Origin of the sequence: Acinetobacter sp. MF4640, from assembly GCF_002018895.1 — a bacterium.
GTDB lineage: Bacteria > Pseudomonadota > Gammaproteobacteria > Pseudomonadales > Moraxellaceae > Acinetobacter > Acinetobacter johnsonii.
In genome coordinates, this window is record NZ_MVOM01000004.1 from 19443 (window position 1) to 35137 (window position 15695).

Below are 15695 nucleotides of genomic sequence, written 5' to 3' on the forward strand. Positions count from 1 at the left end.
CTTATGGCACGTGAAATTCTTACCGTAGTTGAAACGGTTAGTAATGAAAAAGGTGTACCTCGTGAAGCGATTTTCGAAGCCTTAGAACAAGCGCTTGTTGCTGCGACTAAAAAGAAATTTTACGAAGGAACAAACTCTGAAGAAGCTCAGCTTCGTGTAGAGATTGATCGTAAAACGGGTGAATACAGCACTTTCCGTCAATGGGAAGTGGTTGCGGATGAAGATCATGAGATGCCAGCATGTCAAGATGCGATTTCAGATGTTGATCCTGCACAATGGTCGATTGGTGATATTCGTGAGCTTGAAGTGCCTTCAATTGACTTCGGTCGTATTGCGGCGCAAATTGCAAAACAAGTCATTGTTCAAAAGATTCGCGAAGCTGAACGTGCGCTGATTGCAGATGCCTACGAGTCTAAAGTGGGTGAGTTGATCTACGGTGAAGTGAAAAAGCAAACCAAAGATGGCTTTATCATTGACTTAGGTGACAATGCTGAAGCGTATCTTGCACGTGAAGAAATGATTGCAAAAGAAATTTTGCGTCCGAAGCAACGTGTAAATGCGATTTTGTTCAATGTGAATCGTGAAGGTCGTGGTGCTCAACTACAATTGTCACGTGCCAAGCCTGAAATGCTCATCGCTTTGATGAAGAAAGAAATTCCTGAAATTTCTGAAGAAATCATTGAGATTAAAGCGGCAGCGCGTCAACCTGGTGTTCGTGCTAAAATTGCTGTGAAAACCAATGATCATCGTATTGATCCAGTGGGTGCATGTATTGGTATGCGTGGTACACGTATCCAAGCAGTTCAGCAAGAATTGAACGGTGAGCGTATTGATGTTGTTGTATGGTCTGATGATCCTGCACAGTACATTGCAAGTGCTTTAGAGCCAGCAGATGTATCGGGTATTGTGATTGATGAAGAAGAACGTACAGCGGACATTATTTTCGCAACTAGCGATCAATTAGCGCGTGCGATTGGTTCACAAGGTCAAAACGTACGTTTAGCCTCTGAACTTACAGGCTACAAACTCAACATGATGCTTGAAGATGAGTATCATGCTCGTCAGCAAAATGAAGCACAACAATACTTAGACCTATTTGTATCGCGTCTAGATATTGAAGAAGATTTGGCAATGGCATTGGTTGAAATGGGCTTTACTTCTTTAGAAGAGATTGCTTATGTTCCAGCTGAAACATTTGACGAAATCGAGCTAGATGCTGAAGTTGTTGAATTACTTCAAAGTCGTGCCAAAGAAGTTGCATTGGCTGATGCATTACAGCAGCAAGAAAACATCCAAGATCCAAGCGCGGAACTCGTTGCAATGGAAGGGATGACGCAAGAGATTGCTTATGCACTTGCAGCACGTGGTGTCATCACAATTGATGACTTGGCTGACCAAGCGACTGACGATATTGCTGATATTGAAGGTCTAGGTACAGAGAAAGCGGGTCAACTTATTATGAAAGCGCGCGAATCATGGTTTAACTAGGAGATCTACATGACGGATAAGACGATACAAGAGTTAGCTCTCAGTGTGAACCGCCCTGTTGAGAAGCTCCTAGAGCAGGTTCGTGATGCTGGTTTACCACAGCGTAAATCGGACGATATAATCTCTACTGAACAACAAGATGCCCTCGTGCACCATTTGAAGAAAATTCATGGTCAAAACGATGGTCAGGCAGGAAAAATCACGTTGAAACGTAAAACGACCAGTACCGCTAAAGTAGCGAGTACTTCAGGTAAGGCAAAAACGATTAATGTAGAAGTTCGCAAGAAACATACATTTACCAAGCCAGATCCAGAACAAATTAAAGCGGAAGCTTTGGCAAAAGCGCAAGCTGAGCAACAAGCTCGTGCGAACGTTCAAGCTATGGTTGAACCTAAAGCTGAAACTCCAGCAGTAAATAAAGCAGCTGCAAACTTTGAAGCAATGCGTGCTGCTGCAAAGCAAGAAACGACGAAGCAAGAAGTTGCGAAAGCTGCGGTAGTTGTGAAGCGTAAATCAAACAATAAGCCTGTGGTTAAAGCACAAGTTAAAGTTGTTGAAACACCTGAACAGAAAAAAGCACGTGAAGCTCAAGCCGCTCAATTAAAAGCGACCGAAGAAGCAGCACGTCGTAAGGCAGCTGAAGAAGCGCAGCAACGTACACTTGAACAAATGCGTCAAATGGCATCTAAGTATTCTAACGAAGATGCAACTGCGACCATTCGTGTTGTGGATGATTCTCCACTTGCTGCGGGTCTAGTTGGCCAAGCATATGAAGATTCATTTGCGAAAGAAGACCGTGACATCAAACGTGGTACCAATACACCAAGTACACGTGCACCGAAAAAAGGTGGTCGTCGTGGTCAGGAAGAGCAAAGTTTCAGCAAGCAACCTAAACGTGGTCTGAAAACAAGTCAGGCTGGTAAACATGGTTTTGAAAAACCAGTTAAGAAACAAGTTTATGATGTTGAAATTGGCGAAACTATTGTTGTTGCAGATCTTGCAGCAAAAATGGCGATTAAAGTACGTGAAGTAATTAAATCACTCATGAAAATGGGTGAGCTGGTTACTCAGAACCAAGCGATTGAGCAAGAAATTGCTGCATTGATCGTAGAAGAAATGGGTCATAACCCTGTTCTTGTATCGGATACGCAAGCTGAAGATAACTTACTTGAAGCAGCTGAAGGCGCGCGTGGTGCTCAATCTACACGTGCACCAGTGGTGACCATCATGGGGCACGTTGACCATGGTAAAACATCGCTTCTTGATCGTATTCGTCGTGCGAAAGTTGCAGCTGGTGAAGCGGGTGGTATCACACAGCATATCGGTGCGTACCACGTTACAACTAACAAAGGTATGATCACTTTCCTTGATACCCCTGGACATGCTGCATTTACTGCAATGCGTTCACGTGGTGCGAAAGCGACTGATATCGTGGTTCTTGTTGTAGCAGCAGATGATGGTGTTATGCCACAAACTGCGGAAGCAATTGATCATGCACGTGCAGCTGGTACACCAATTATTGTTGCAATCAACAAAATGGATAAAGAATCGGCTGATCCAGATCGCGTATTGAACGAATTGACAGTAAAAGAAATCGTGCCAGAACAATGGGGCGGTGATGTACCTGTTGCAATGGTTTCAGCACATTCTGGTCAAGGTATCGATGAGCTTCTAGATTTGATTTCAATCCAAGCTGAATTGCTTGAATTGAAAGCATCTGAAGAGGGTGCTGCACAAGGTGTCGTGATTGAAGCACGTGTAGACAACAGCCGTGGTGCGGTAACGTCTATCCTTGTTCAAAACGGTACATTGAAAGTAGGTGACCTGGTTCTTGCGGGTGCATCTTACGGTCGCGTTCGTGCAATGACAGATGAAAACGGTAAACGTATTCAATCTGCAGGTCCTTCGATTCCAGTTGAAATTTTAGGTCTACCTGAAGCGCCAATGGCGGGTGATGAAGTTCTTGTTGTAAGCGATGAGAAGAAAGCACGTGAAGTTGCTGATGCGCGTATGGATCGTGAACGTCAAAAACGTCTTGAGCGTCAAAGTGCAATGCGTCTTGAAAATATCATGGCGTCTATGGGCAAGAAAGATGTGCCTATCGTCAATGTGGTATTGAAAACTGATGTACGTGGTACATTGGAAGCATTACATGTTGCTCTTGCTGACCTTGCAACAGACGAAGTTAAAGTTCGTATCATTGGCTCAGGTGTTGGTGCGATCACTGAATCTGACGTGACACTAGCTGAATCTTCTGAAGCAGTTCTTCTTGGCTTTAACGTACGTGCGGATAACGCAGCGCGTCAAAAAGCGGATGCTGACGGCATCGATATTCGTTACTACTCAATCATCTATCAATTGATTGATGATGTGAAAGCAGCGATGAGCGGTAAGCTTGCTCCAGAACACCGTGAAACAATTCTGGGTGTGGCTGAAGTACGTGAAGTGTTCCACTCAAGTAAGTTTGGTGCAGCAGCAGGCTGTATGGTACTTGAGGGTATGTTACATCGCAATAAACCAATTCGTATCCTTCGTGATGACGTGGTTGTGTTCCAAGGTGAGCTTGAGTCACTTCGTCGCTATAAAGAAGTGGTTGAAGAAGTTCGTGCAGGTATGGAATGTGGTCTTGCGGTTAAAGGTTATAAAGACATCAAAGAAAAAGACAAGATCGAAGTCTATGATGTTCAATTGATCAAACGGAGTCTTTAATGGCGGGTAGTCAACGTCTTAAGCGCATGGCGGATACAGTACAACGTGAGTTGTCTGAACTAATTCGCCAAGAGTTGAAAGATCCACGCTTAGGTGGTCTCGTGACCATCTCTGCGGTGAAGGTTAGTCCAGACTTAGGTTATGCTGAAGTATATGTGACTGTGATGGGCCGTGAGCTTGGCGATGAGCAAAGTGAAGCAGCCAATAAAGAAACGCTAGATGTGCTGAACAAAGCATCTGGTTTCTTGCGTCACGAACTCGGCCGTCGTATTAAGACACGTATTACACCGCGTTTGCGTTTCCATTACGATAAAACCAATGCATATGGTAACTATATGTTTGGCCTGATTGCTGAAGCAGTGAAGGATTTACCCGCTGACGAAGCAAACAAAGATGATGAATAATTCAGTCTAACTGAATCAAAAAGCCACCTTCGGGTGGCTTTTTTTATAATTGTATATAGATAAAAATAGATGGAGATTTTAAAAATGTTGTATCTGAGCGAGCCTCAATTATTAGAGATCCGGAGTCTGGATCCGTTGAGAGAATCTAAATTTAAGTATAATTCTACTCGATGGCTGAGTTTGGATCAGAACTTGAAAAGTATTACAAAGGACTATTGTGATGATGATATTTCAAGAGAACAGGTCATTAAATGTTTTAGGGATTATTTTGATTGCAAAGTTAGTGTGGAGTTACCTTTTGTACTGACGATGATTTGGGGTTTTGCTGATATTGGTTATGGTACATTTAGGACGAATAAATATTATACTTCAGAGAATATGGAGCTCATGGAGTTGGCGTTCACGCATGTAAAAAGGAAGAATATTCAACAAGCCTATAGAACATTGAAGTTAATTAATGGTTTGAATATTAGCTATATTTCTAAATTGCTCTATTTTTCAACTCGTGCTTTGGACCATTCGGACTATTGTTTAATTTTTGATATTCGAGTGGCTAGAGCCTTAATTAGACTGACTTGTCCGGCAACACTAGTGAATTTAATTGAGGTGACACCATCCAATAAGTTTGAACACTATAATCAGTACAATATACAGATGCATCAATTAGCGCAACAACACCATATCAGTGCCGAAGCGCTAGAAATGTATTTATTTTTATATCCTTAAGGATACAAACGTTTAAAGACGATGTTCAGTGTCTTCATGCTTATTGCTAAAAGCTCTGCGACGAGTACGTTGCCAAGGTAGTGGACGGTTGAGTGCTTCTGGAACGTCACCACTTAGCGAGCGTAAGCGCAAATGTAGCGCCGCTTGCGCCATCAAATTCGCCGATACGGGTGCGGTTAAGAAGGCAAACAGTGTTAATAACAGCTCAGCAAAACCAAAGCGTCCTTGGAATGCAGAATAGATCATTCCGGCGATCAAGAAGCTCCCTAAGCCTAAGGTGCTGGACTTGGTTGGGGCATGCAGGCGCATGAATAAATCGGGCAGACGCACCATTCCAATTCCTCCGACCAGCATGAAGAAAGTACCGATCATGAGAAAAATGGAGACTAAAATTTCCATCGTAAGTTGCATCGATCTTGCTCCTAGTCAATCACATGACCTGAGGTGAAGTAGCGTGCTAAAGCGGCTGTAGAGACAAAGCCGAGCATCGCAACCAAAAGAGCACCTTCAAATAATGAAGTGCTGGCCCAGTAAATGCCTAATATAATAATGAGGCAGATTGCATTTAAAAAGAGTGTATCGAGTGCTAAGAGTCGGTCTACAATCGATGGGCCGATGATTAAGCGAATTAAGCACAGCAACATTGAAATGGTGACAGCGATTAAACAAATCCCGAGGGCATAAGGCAAAATGGTCATGCTTTGTCTCCTGCTTCGACACCAAAAATTTGCATCAACGGTTTTTCATAACGCGCTTTGATATTTTCAATCTCGGCATTTTCATCATCGGTGCTGAGGGCGTGAACTAAAATGTCCCCACGATCTTGATCGATGCCTGCTGAAACAGTGCCTGGTGTGGTGGTAATAATCATCGCCAGTAAGGTGTTTACTTCCTCATGTTGTGTTTCCAGCGGAACGCGAAACCATTTGGGTTGTAGACGATCAATTGGGCCGAGGACCAATTTAGCCACTTGAATATTCGACACTACAATGTCGTATAACACCACAAAAAATAGTTTCAGCGCCGCTTTCCATTCAATATTTGGAGTGTAAGTAATGAATGGTCTGATCAGACGCGGGATAAAAATGGCCAGTAAAAATGCCATCACTAAGCTGGCTGTATCGACACTATGTGCCAACATCACCCAGCTCAGCGCAACAATCACCGAGACAAAAGGGTGGGGTAACCAACGTTCCAAAAACGACGTTTTTTTCATGTTTAAGGCTCCACCATCGGTTGTAGGCTTTCAGCATCGGGATTCACTTCAGCCTGCTGTTGCTGTTGCATTTGGCGTTTTTTGTATTCGGAAATATGTTCGCCTTCCAGTGTTTCTTCTGAAATTAAATATGGAATCAAATGTGCATTCGGATCTACTCGCTCGCCACCATATTTGGTTTCAGGTAAATTTTCACTGTCGAAAGGTTGTACGCTAATGGTTTGTCCATGCTCATCAGTTTTGAGCAAAGTCTGTTCATAGAGCGCATTATTTTGGATTTGCTCAGCCGTTTGGTAAGTGTACTTTTGAATCGGACCTGCAAACACCATATAAGCCATTAAACCTACCAACAAGAGATAAATGGTTTTGTCATTGCGCTTCGGTGCTTGTTCAGGCAAAGCTTGGTAAGCGGCATAAGCTGCTTCATCAGGATTATCTTCAGGTTTGGTTGCGCGCCAAAAAATCACGAAACCCACACGTGTAAACGCGATTATACTCAATAAACTCACCACTAAAATTGTCACAATAATCAGCAATTGATACGGTGAGTGTGCGGTGGCTTGGAGAATAAATACTTTGCCTAAGAAACCACTAAAGGGTGGTAAACCTGCCATCATCAAGGCAATGGTGAAATAGGTTAACGCCACTACCTTATGCTGTTTCATTTGCGGTGCAATTTTAAAATGGTCTTTAAACTCACCACGTTGAGAGGTAATCCAACCACTTAAAATGTAGAAGGCTGCCGCAATAATGGTACTGTGCACCAAATAATACAGGGCCGCTGCCCATGCCAAGGTATTGAACAGGGAAATGGCGATTAAAATCGTGCCGACAGAAGACAAAATCATAAAGCCAATGAATCGACGTAAGCGTTCCGCACCCATCGCGCCAATCACACCATAGACTGAGGTAATTAAGCCAATCGGCAATAGAATGTATTGCAGGATTTCACGGCTAATTGCATCGTCAAATACGGTGCCATTAACACGTAAAATGGCATAAATACCGACTTTGGTCATGATGGTGAACAGAGCCGCTACAGGAGTGGTTGCGACCGCATAGGTTTTTGGTAGCCAAAAACCGACAGGTAGCATGGCTGCTTTAATGCCAAAGACTGTAAACAACAACAGCCCACCAGCAACCGCGATACGATGTTGATCGCCTTCTAATAGAGGCATCAGACGTGCAACATCCGCCATATTGAGGCTACCGACGCTACCATAAATCATGCCAAGGCCAATCAGAAACAGGGCTGATGCCAACAAGTTAATGGTGACATAGTGAATGCCGAGTTGAAAACGCGCTTTGCCTTGACCATGCAGTAACAGGACATAGGAGGCCATCAACAAAATTTCAAAGAATACAAACAAGTTAAATAAGTCGCCTGTTAGGAAGGCACCGGTTAAACCCATCAGTAGGAAATGGCACATGGCATGGAAATAACGGCCACGTTCATCCCATTCCTTGCTGGCAAACCACATTACTGGAACAGCTAAGCCGTAGGTTAAAACCAGCATCAGCGCAGACAGTTGATCGAGGACCAAAACAATGCCAAATGGCGCTGCCCATTCACTCAGGTTATAAACACTGATTTGCCCTGAACTGGCAAAGATCAGATAGTTGACCGCTGTAAATAAGCCCAACAGGCCAGAGGTATAACTGATGCCTCTACGCCAAGGTTGTCGCCAGTCTTGTGCTAAAGAACCTGATCCCGGATTACCCAGTAATACCAAAATAAAGGCAGTAATGGCAGGAATTAAAATACTAAAAATTGGGGTGTGTTCGGTCCAAAATTGGATGAAGTCATTCATTATGGCTCATCCTCACGTGGGTCAATTTGAGGTATTTCTTCTTTAGAGTCAACGTGGTCGGTTCCTGTTTCATAACGACTGCGTAAAGCCAGTTGTACAATAAACGCCGTGGTAGCAAAGCCAATCACAATCGCGGTTAACACCAAGGCTTGTGGCAAAGGGTCAGTGGCTTTGCTGGCTTCCGTGAGTACCGCGGGTGCATTAAGTTGAAGTCGCCCCATGGCAAATAAAAATAAATTGACGGCATAACCAATCATGGCCAAGCCAAGTACCACAGGGAAGGTACGGGCACGCAAAATCAGATAGATGCCTGTGGCAGTCAACAGACCAATAGCGGAGGCAAGTAACAGTTCTAAACTAATCATATTAATCCCCCTTTGGTACTGGACCAGACATACTAGAGTGACGTGAGTCCCCAAGTACTGAAATAAGTAGCATGGTTGCACCTACGACCGTGATATAAACCCCGACATCGAACAGTGCAGCTGTCGCTAGGTGCATTTCGCCTAAGATCGGTGGCGACACATAAAAGTGTGCACTGGTGAGGAAGGGGCGTCCCCAGAACCATGCGCCTAAGCCTGTTAATCCTGCAATGACCAGACCTGTTCCAATCCAGATTTCATACAAACGACCAGACTTGGCTTTGAGCAGCTGTTCTGCATGATCTTGACCGAGTGCCATGTACTGAATAATCAAGGCCAAAGCGGTAATCAAACCCGCGATAAACCCGCCCCCAGGCAGATTATGTCCACGTAAGAAGATATACAGGCTAACCACCAAGGCAATCGGTAATATCCAAGATGCAGTGATACGAAGCATCAACGGCGATGGATTAAAACGGTAACTAAGACCTTTGGTCATGGTGGTGCCGTGGGTACGCATACCATCCATTAAGCACAGTGCGCCAATGCCTGCAATGCCGAGGACTGTAATTTCACCGAAGGTATCGAAACCACGGAAATCGACCAAAATCACGTTGACCACGTTGGTACCGCCGCCTAATGGAATCGACTGCTGCATGAAGAACCATGAAATGGAGTTGTGATCACGGGTCAAGATGAGCCATGTGATCCATGCAATGCCGAGCCCGCCGCCAATCGCAATCAGGGCATCTCGCCAACGGCGTGAGACACTCGACTCATAGGGAGTGAGCTGAGGTAAGAGCGATAAACTCATCAATAACAGTACGGTGGTGACCACATCGACGGTGATTTGTGTCAAGGCCAAATCAGGTGCAGAGAAGCAGATAAAGACCATAGTCACGACTAAACCAATCGCGCCACTGATCAATACCGCTTTAATTCGTTCGTGATGGAACCACAACATCATCCAGCACGAAGAGAATAACAGTAGCCATAGTACGACTGCTAAAGCAGGGGCATGGGTGAGTTCACGGGTACCTGTGGTCAGCCCTTGTCCTAAAAATGGAAGTGAGACTATGGCAATACTGAAGATCACAATCCAAAGAATATAGCTTTGTAATTTACCGTTTTCAGTCAATCGTTTAAATTTGCGCGAGTTGAGCAGGAGTGACTTAAGGAATAAGTCAAAGGCAACTCGACCTTGTAGACGACCTAGGTATGGATCGAGATCAATTTCTCGAATTTTGCCACCCTTCGCGAGACTGAAATAGAAAATCAGACCGCCAATCGATGCAATCACGCTCATCAATAATGGCATGTTAAAACCATGCCATAGGGCAAGATGTGCGCCTTCAAAGTCCATCACTTGGGTGCTGGCGCGTGCTGTACTGTTGACGATGTTTTCAACCAATAGGGCAGGAAATAAGCCGACTAAAATACACAAAATCGCCAGTAAAGTGGCCGGTGCACGCATGCCAAACGGCGGTTCATGCGCATCTTTGTTGGGAACTTGCTTGCCTACTGGGCCATCGAAGAAAACCCCATGCACCAAACGCACAGAGTAAGCCACTGCAAAAATCCCCGCCAGTGTCGCGACAATTGCCGAGCAGATGAGCACAGGGCCAGATAGATTGCTAAGCAGCTCAGTAAAGAACATTTCCTTAGATAAGAAACCGTTGGTCAAGGGCACGCCGGCCATCGACGCTGCAGTGACCATCGTCAAAGTGGCCGTATAAGGTAGCAGTTGCCATAAGCCACTAAGCTTACGTAAATCACGTGTGCCTGACTCATGATCGATAATACCTGCGATCATGAACAGCGCTGCTTTAAAGGTGGCATGGTTAATAATATGGAAAATAGCCGCAGCCACAGCCAATGGTGATCCGATCCCCAAGAGACACATGATCAAGCCGAGATGACTGATGGTTGAATAGGCCAATAAACCTTTCAGGTCTTCTTTAAAGATGGCAAAAAATGCAGCCATACACAGAGTAAACAGGCCAATAAAGGTGACCAAATTATGGAACAGTGCTGCACCTGCAAAAATTGGTAACAGTCGTGCCACCAAGAAAATACCCGCTTTTACCATGGTTGCTGAGTGTAAATAAGCAGACACGGGGGTTGGGGCTGCCATCGCGTTGGGCAACCAAAAATGGAATGGAAATTGTGCACTTTTGGTAAAAGCACCGAGTAAAATCAGCAGCAACGTAGGAACAAATAAAGCATGACTTTGAATTTGTGCTGTCATCGTCAAGATTTGATCAATCTCGTAGGTACCTGTGATTTGGCCGAGTAAGATGAAACCACCTAGCATGGCTAATCCGCCCATACCCGTAATGGTCAATGCCATTCGTGAGCCACGTTGCGCCGCGTCGTAATTGCTCCAATAACCGACCAACAGAAAAGAGGAGATACTGGTCAACTCCCAAAAAACGAGGAGTAAAATTAAATTATTGGAGAGTGAAATCCCGAGCATGGCTGCCATGAACAACATGAGCAGTAGATAGAGTTTGTTGAGAGAATTTTTTGGGCCTAAATAAAAATAGGCATAAATATAAATGAGCGTTCCGATGCCACTAATCAGTAAGGCAAAGAGTAGGCCTAATGCATCTAGACGGAAGCTGAAGTCAATTCCAAGCTGCGGCAACCATGACCACGACTGCGTAATGACAGCGCCATTAAACACCTCTCGTGCTTGGGTCAGTAATAAGCCTAAACTTGTCATACTGACCCCAACAGCTGCGAAGGCGGTTAGCCTGCGTGAGCTCTGCTTCAGTAATGAGACAAGGGTTGTGCCAAGTATTAACGGTAACAATATAATAATCGGTAGCACACTCGTTTCCATTGTCGTGAATAGGTCAAAACCTATTGGTGAATCTCATCTTTCAAGGATTACAGGACTGCAAAGAGCAGCCCAAGAGTCTCAATCTTGAAAGCCAATGTGAAATTTAAAAATAATGAAGTTGTGTTGCGCAACTCATGAAGCGTTATAGCAAAATCCGATTTCAGTTAGAAATTTGCAAGTAAAACCGATCATATAACATGACTAAAACAACATCAATCTTTTTTGCGCTGACGCAAAACATTATACGCGTGATGGTCGTTTCTTGGTGGATGACAGGCACTTTCTCAGTGCAAGAAATGTAAAAAAAGCGACCGTTGGTCGCCTGTTTTTGAGGGTTTAAATGGCTATGTTTATTAAGCAGGCTAAGTTAATGGATTTGCCGATGAAGCATCATCCTCAGCACTGAGTAAAGCAATCAAATGCTGTTGCTGTTCGGGAGAAAGCTGCTGTTGAATCTGTGTGAATAATTCAGCCACACTTAAATCTTGGGGTTCAGCCGCAATCGGTTCGATAGTTCCACTCGTTGCTTCGTGATTGGCAAGGTTTTGGTAAATTACATCGAACTGATGTTGCAGTGGTTCGAGTTGGATAGGACTTAATTGCTTATTTTCCAGTTTGAGGCATTGAAACTCGCTGGCTTGTTCCAGCAACTCACTTCGGTTGCCTGAGGTGATAATTTGTAGTCGAGGAAAAGCCTGATTTAAACGTTTTAAAATGACTTGCGCCATATTTTGATCCAATTGATGATCAATTGCATCAATCAACAGTACGCCGTCACCTTCTAAACAAGGGAACAGGCTTTCAGGGTTGAGTAGGCATAAACGTCGCACAATATCGCCAACGAGCGCCACCCAGTTGCGAATACTATTGGACAGCTGTTGATAGAGCATGCTGTTGCCATGGTAGCGCACCATCAGTTGTAACTTGGGATGATATTGTAGATAAAGATCTTCTATTTCGGGCAGAACGGTTGCTAACGCTTGCTTGAGCGCTTGTAGGCTGGGTGACTGGATGTGTGCTTGAGCCTGAGCCAGTTTATAGCTTAAGGGGATATCGGGTGGGATGCTGTTAGGCTGATGCAATATCGTTTGTAAAAACTGTGCAGTTTGCGCATTTTCAATATCGCTGATTTCACGAAACCACTCAAAGAAGCGCGCAAAGGTGGTATAGGGAATAGCTGAAATTTCATAGGCATGTGCATGTTGGAAAATCAGGGGATTGTTCTTGCTGAGAATATTCATCTCATTGACAAAACGTTCCGCAGGATAATATGCAATCAACGGCAAACCTTGCAGCGGATCTTGTAACGTTGCCTGCTGATATAGATTGACCAGTTGTTCGAGTTCCAATGTTTCCACTCGACTGATGCCAATGCCTTGTTGGTTTAAGGTTTTGTAGAGTTGCCATGTATAGGGTTCGGGCGCAGTGTCGGCTGCCGTAGGTTTGAGAGCATACAACTCAGCGGGCACAGCAACTTGAATATCAATTTTGGACTGTAGGCGGTTCAGCATAATGTCGTGATCTAACATCACCACACCTGCAGAGCGTAAATCTTTATAACGGGCCGCAAACCAAGTCAGAGCCTGATAGCTAAAACGTAAGATCGAGGTCTTGCCTGAGGCTTGATCGCCTAAAATTAAAGTGACGGGTTTATCGTGATAAGAAAAATCGACTTTAAGCTCAGCAAAATGCAGGATGTGTTTCAGGTGAATCGATTGAATTTTCATAGAACACCCGCAGCGGTTGTGACTATTTTACATTCGACTATCCAGCAACTTTACGTAATGAGCTTGGCATTTGTTTTTTCAGCTGTTGCATCAGGTCGTAAATGTGATGGATATTTAGACTTACTTTAGCACGTGTACAGGCCACGTAAAGCAGTCTTAACTCTTCATCACTAATTTTATGGTCTTTGTCGTTGACCTTAAACTGATAATCATCTTCGATGTGAACGCGGTTCCACTCTAAGCCTTTGGCTTTGTGTGCGGTGGAAATAATATAATCCGCTTGTTCAATCGGCGTAATCTTCGCGAGGGCTTTTTTGAGTGGATCGGTGCCATGATCATCCACCAATTTCACTAAAGGTTTGATGTCACTGCCGTCATTGGTTTCGCAGTATTCATGTACATCATGCCAAGAATTAAACCAGGCCAGTTCAGGCACATCGGTGACGCGCTTGCCTTGTTTGAGCATTGCGGCAGCATCGACAAAGCGGTTCAGTTTGACATGGTCGGCTTGTAGACTGACTTTGTCGCCATGAACTAATCCTGAGAGCAGCAATTCCATGGCGCGCGCATTGGTGCGACATAAAATCGCATCGCGCATTTTGGTATGAGGTTTGTTGACCACTTTGGAGTTGAGCAGAGGGTTGCCCATGAGCGGCACGGTTTCATTCAAGGCGCCTAAAATAGCATTGGCATGCAATGCAATCTCTTCACCAAAACGAAACGAGGTGGTAAGGCGTGACTCAGGCAAAGGCAGTTGTTGCATGGCATTGACTGCGCCGCGCCATGCATAAATTTGTTGGTGTGCATCTCCGACATAGATCACTTGTGTATTACGCTGCTTCAGTAAGATGCCCAACATCAGTGGGTCAGCATCTTGTGCCTCATCAAACAACACATAGTCACTTGGGATATTGGGTTCAGACAACGCCCACAGTTTTAAATAAATATCGTGACCAATCCCAGCCTGATGATTGGGATCGATGGACTCTAACCAACGTCGTTCAATGGCAGGGTAGAGGTGCTTTTGTAGTGAATCGATATCATCGGGATGCAACCAGCTCGGTGCTTGTAAATGTCGCGGTGCTGGGTACTGAGAACTGGTTGAACAGAAGTGACTCACAGCATTGGCCACAAGGCTGGCCAAGCGTGATGGCATCAACACATATTTTTCATAACGTCCGCCCATCATCCGTCTTAGGGTGATGGGTTCAAGGCGGTATTCTTTGGCAATAAAACTCGGACTTAAACGAGGCAGACGAAGTTTGTCCGTCACTCCACGTGGAACACTGCGAAAAGCAAGCGAGTGAAAGGTTCGGCAGTCGACATTGCCATGAAACTTCGTTTGCGCTTCGCTGGCAATGGCTTTGTTGAACGCTAAATACATGCCACGTCTTTGTGGCATGGCATCGCTAATCATTTGCAGTGTGGTGGTTTTACCTGTGCCTGCATAGGCAATCACTTTAAACGATTTGCCCAGACGCGCGTTATCAATGGCAATGGCTTGCTCATAAGTCGCGCTCGGTTTGATGATATTCGACACAGGCAATAAACTTAGTGGCTGCGGTTGGCTTTTTCAAGCAAACCAGAAAGCCCTTGACGACGTGCCAATTCATTGAGAACCAATTGAGGGTCTAAGTCGAAATAACCTAAAACCACAATCGTATGGAACCAAAGATCCGCCACTTCATAGATCAAATCATTTTTATGATCTTCATTGGCTTCAGACTTAAAGTCTTTCGCGGCAATCACAGTCTCGATGGCTTCTTCACCGACTTTTTCTAAAATTTTGTTGAGACCTTTGTGGTACAGTTTTGCAACATAAGACGAGTCTGGATCCGCTGCTTTACGCTCAGCCATCATTTGGCCGAGGTAAGACAAAACTTCAACTTGCTCAGACTGCGCCGTTGAGGCATTCATCGCCAATGTATGTGGATTGGTCGATTTTTCACCATAAATCGCGTTCGGGTCTTTGAGCTGTGCATCCACAATTTCCCAGCCATTTGGCGTGAGTTTACGGTAGAAGCATGATTCACGACCTGTATGACAGGCAATCCCACCGTGCTGTTCAATTTGCAGCACGATTACGTCGGCATCGCAGTCAAGACGAATTTCATGTACGGTTTGGAAATGCCCAGATTCTTCGCCTTTGTGCCATAACTTGTTGCGTGAACGAGAGAAATATACGGCTTGGTTTTTCTCGGCCGTCAACGCTAAAGCTTCGCGGTTCATCCATGCAACCATCAAGACACGCCCTGTTTGGTGATGCTGTGCAATGGCAGGGACTAAACCTTGTTCGTTAAATTTTACTTCATCGAGCCATTGCAAATTGTTCATGTTTCTTTCACCAAGCGAATAAATATTGAGAGTGTTACGATGTCAACGTAGCGGTCTATAGTCTACGTGATTT

At 44.6% G+C, this 15695-nt stretch carries 13 protein-coding genes; 4 read left to right on the forward strand and 9 right to left on the reverse strand.

Annotation, left to right across the window (positions count from 1 at the left end):
- Positions 1-3: 3 nt before the first annotated feature.
- The 4 genes from nusA to MF4640_RS02030 all read left to right on the forward strand — a co-directional run bounded on the left by nusA (position 4) and on the right by MF4640_RS02030 (position 5327).
- Entirely contained in the window at positions 4-1488 is a 1485-nt protein-coding gene (gene nusA, locus MF4640_RS02015; protein WP_004692706.1) for a transcription termination factor NusA, read from the forward strand.
- Between the two features lie 9 nt (positions 1489-1497).
- Positions 1498-4197 (forward strand): translation initiation factor IF-2, encoded by a 2700-nt coding sequence (infB, locus tag MF4640_RS02020; RefSeq protein WP_078388530.1) that lies wholly within the window; start codon positions 1498-1500, stop codon positions 4195-4197.
- Positions 4197-4601: a ribosome-binding factor A gene (locus MF4640_RS02025; RefSeq protein WP_004978763.1), complete on the forward strand. Its 405-nt coding sequence runs from the start codon at positions 4197-4199 to the stop codon at positions 4599-4601. Before infB ends, MF4640_RS02025 begins: the two co-directional genes overlap by 1 nt.
- An 84-nt stretch (positions 4602-4685) precedes the next feature.
- Positions 4686-5327: a hypothetical protein gene (locus tag MF4640_RS02030; protein WP_078388582.1), complete on the forward strand. Its 642-nt coding sequence runs from the start codon at positions 4686-4688 to the stop codon at positions 5325-5327.
- A 12-nt stretch (positions 5328-5339) separates the two neighbouring features.
- Here the strand turns inward: MF4640_RS02030 and MF4640_RS02035 are convergent, their stop codons facing one another.
- The 9 genes from MF4640_RS02035 to hisIE form a co-directional block, all read right to left on the reverse strand.
- Positions 5340-5738 carry a Na+/H+ antiporter subunit G gene (locus MF4640_RS02035; protein WP_078388531.1) on the reverse strand — a complete coding sequence of 133 codons (399 nt, stop codon included), beginning with the start codon at positions 5736-5738 and terminating at the stop codon, positions 5340-5342.
- Between the two features lie 11 nt (positions 5739-5749).
- Positions 5750-6025: a monovalent cation/H+ antiporter subunit F gene (locus tag MF4640_RS02040; RefSeq protein WP_004692700.1), complete on the reverse strand. Its 276-nt coding sequence runs from the start codon at positions 6023-6025 to the stop codon at positions 5750-5752.
- On the reverse strand, positions 6022-6543 hold the full coding sequence (locus tag MF4640_RS02045; protein ID WP_078388532.1) for a Na+/H+ antiporter subunit E: 522 nt from the start codon (positions 6541-6543) through the stop codon (positions 6022-6024). The genes MF4640_RS02040 and MF4640_RS02045 overlap by 4 nt, the downstream gene beginning before the upstream one ends.
- 2 nt (positions 6544-6545) lie before the next feature.
- Positions 6546-8354 (reverse strand): monovalent cation/H+ antiporter subunit D, encoded by a 1809-nt coding sequence (locus MF4640_RS02050; protein ID WP_078388533.1) that lies wholly within the window; start codon positions 8352-8354, stop codon positions 6546-6548.
- Entirely contained in the window at positions 8354-8719 is a 366-nt protein-coding gene (locus MF4640_RS02055) for a Na+/H+ antiporter subunit C (protein ID WP_004692695.1), read from the reverse strand. Before MF4640_RS02055 ends, MF4640_RS02050 begins: the two co-directional genes overlap by 1 nt.
- A gap of 1 nt (position 8720) precedes the next feature.
- Entirely contained in the window at positions 8721-11561 is a 2841-nt protein-coding gene (locus MF4640_RS02060; RefSeq protein ID WP_078388534.1) for a monovalent cation/H+ antiporter subunit A, read from the reverse strand.
- Positions 11562-11923: 362 nt separating this feature from the next.
- Positions 11924-13288, reverse strand: coding sequence for an ATP-binding protein (locus tag MF4640_RS02065; protein ID WP_078388535.1), 1365 nt, complete (start codon positions 13286-13288; stop codon positions 11924-11926).
- A 37-nt stretch (positions 13289-13325) separates the two neighbouring features.
- Positions 13326-14828, reverse strand: coding sequence for an AAA family ATPase (locus MF4640_RS02070; protein WP_078388536.1), 1503 nt, complete (start codon positions 14826-14828; stop codon positions 13326-13328).
- An 11-nt stretch (positions 14829-14839) separates the two neighbouring features.
- A complete protein-coding gene (gene hisIE / locus MF4640_RS02075; RefSeq protein ID WP_078388537.1) occupies positions 14840-15622 on the reverse strand; it encodes a bifunctional phosphoribosyl-AMP cyclohydrolase/phosphoribosyl-ATP diphosphatase HisIE in 783 nt (260 codons plus the stop codon).
- Positions 15623-15695: the final 73 nt, after the last annotated feature.

Bases quoted from the DNA above. Each gene is read 5' to 3' on its own strand.
- nusA (WP_004692706.1), top strand. From the start codon at position 4: ATGGCACGTGAAATTCTTACCGTAGTTGAAACGGTTAGTAATGAAAAA.
- infB (WP_078388530.1), top strand. From the start codon at position 1,498: ATGACGGATAAGACGATACAAGAGTTAGCTCTCAGTGTGAACCGCCCT.
- MF4640_RS02025 (WP_004978763.1), top strand. From the start codon at position 4,197: ATGGCGGGTAGTCAACGTCTTAAGCGCATGGCGGATACAGTACAACGT.
- MF4640_RS02030 (WP_078388582.1), top strand. From the start codon at position 4,686: ATGTTGTATCTGAGCGAGCCTCAATTATTAGAGATCCGGAGTCTGGAT.
- MF4640_RS02035 (WP_078388531.1), bottom strand. From the start codon at position 5,738: ATGCAACTTACGATGGAAATTTTAGTCTCCATTTTTCTCATGATCGGT.
- MF4640_RS02040 (WP_004692700.1), bottom strand. From the start codon at position 6,025: ATGACCATTTTGCCTTATGCCCTCGGGATTTGTTTAATCGCTGTCACC.
- MF4640_RS02045 (WP_078388532.1), bottom strand. From the start codon at position 6,543: ATGAAAAAAACGTCGTTTTTGGAACGTTGGTTACCCCACCCTTTTGTC.
- MF4640_RS02050 (WP_078388533.1), bottom strand. From the start codon at position 8,354: ATGAATGACTTCATCCAATTTTGGACCGAACACACCCCAATTTTTAGT.
- MF4640_RS02055 (WP_004692695.1), bottom strand. From the start codon at position 8,719: ATGATTAGTTTAGAACTGTTACTTGCCTCCGCTATTGGTCTGTTGACT.
- MF4640_RS02060 (WP_078388534.1), bottom strand. From the start codon at position 11,561: ATGGAAACGAGTGTGCTACCGATTATTATATTGTTACCGTTAATACTT.
- MF4640_RS02065 (WP_078388535.1), bottom strand. From the start codon at position 13,288: ATGAAAATTCAATCGATTCACCTGAAACACATCCTGCATTTTGCTGAG.
- hisIE (WP_078388537.1), bottom strand. From the start codon at position 15,622: ATGAACAATTTGCAATGGCTCGATGAAGTAAAATTTAACGAACAAGGT.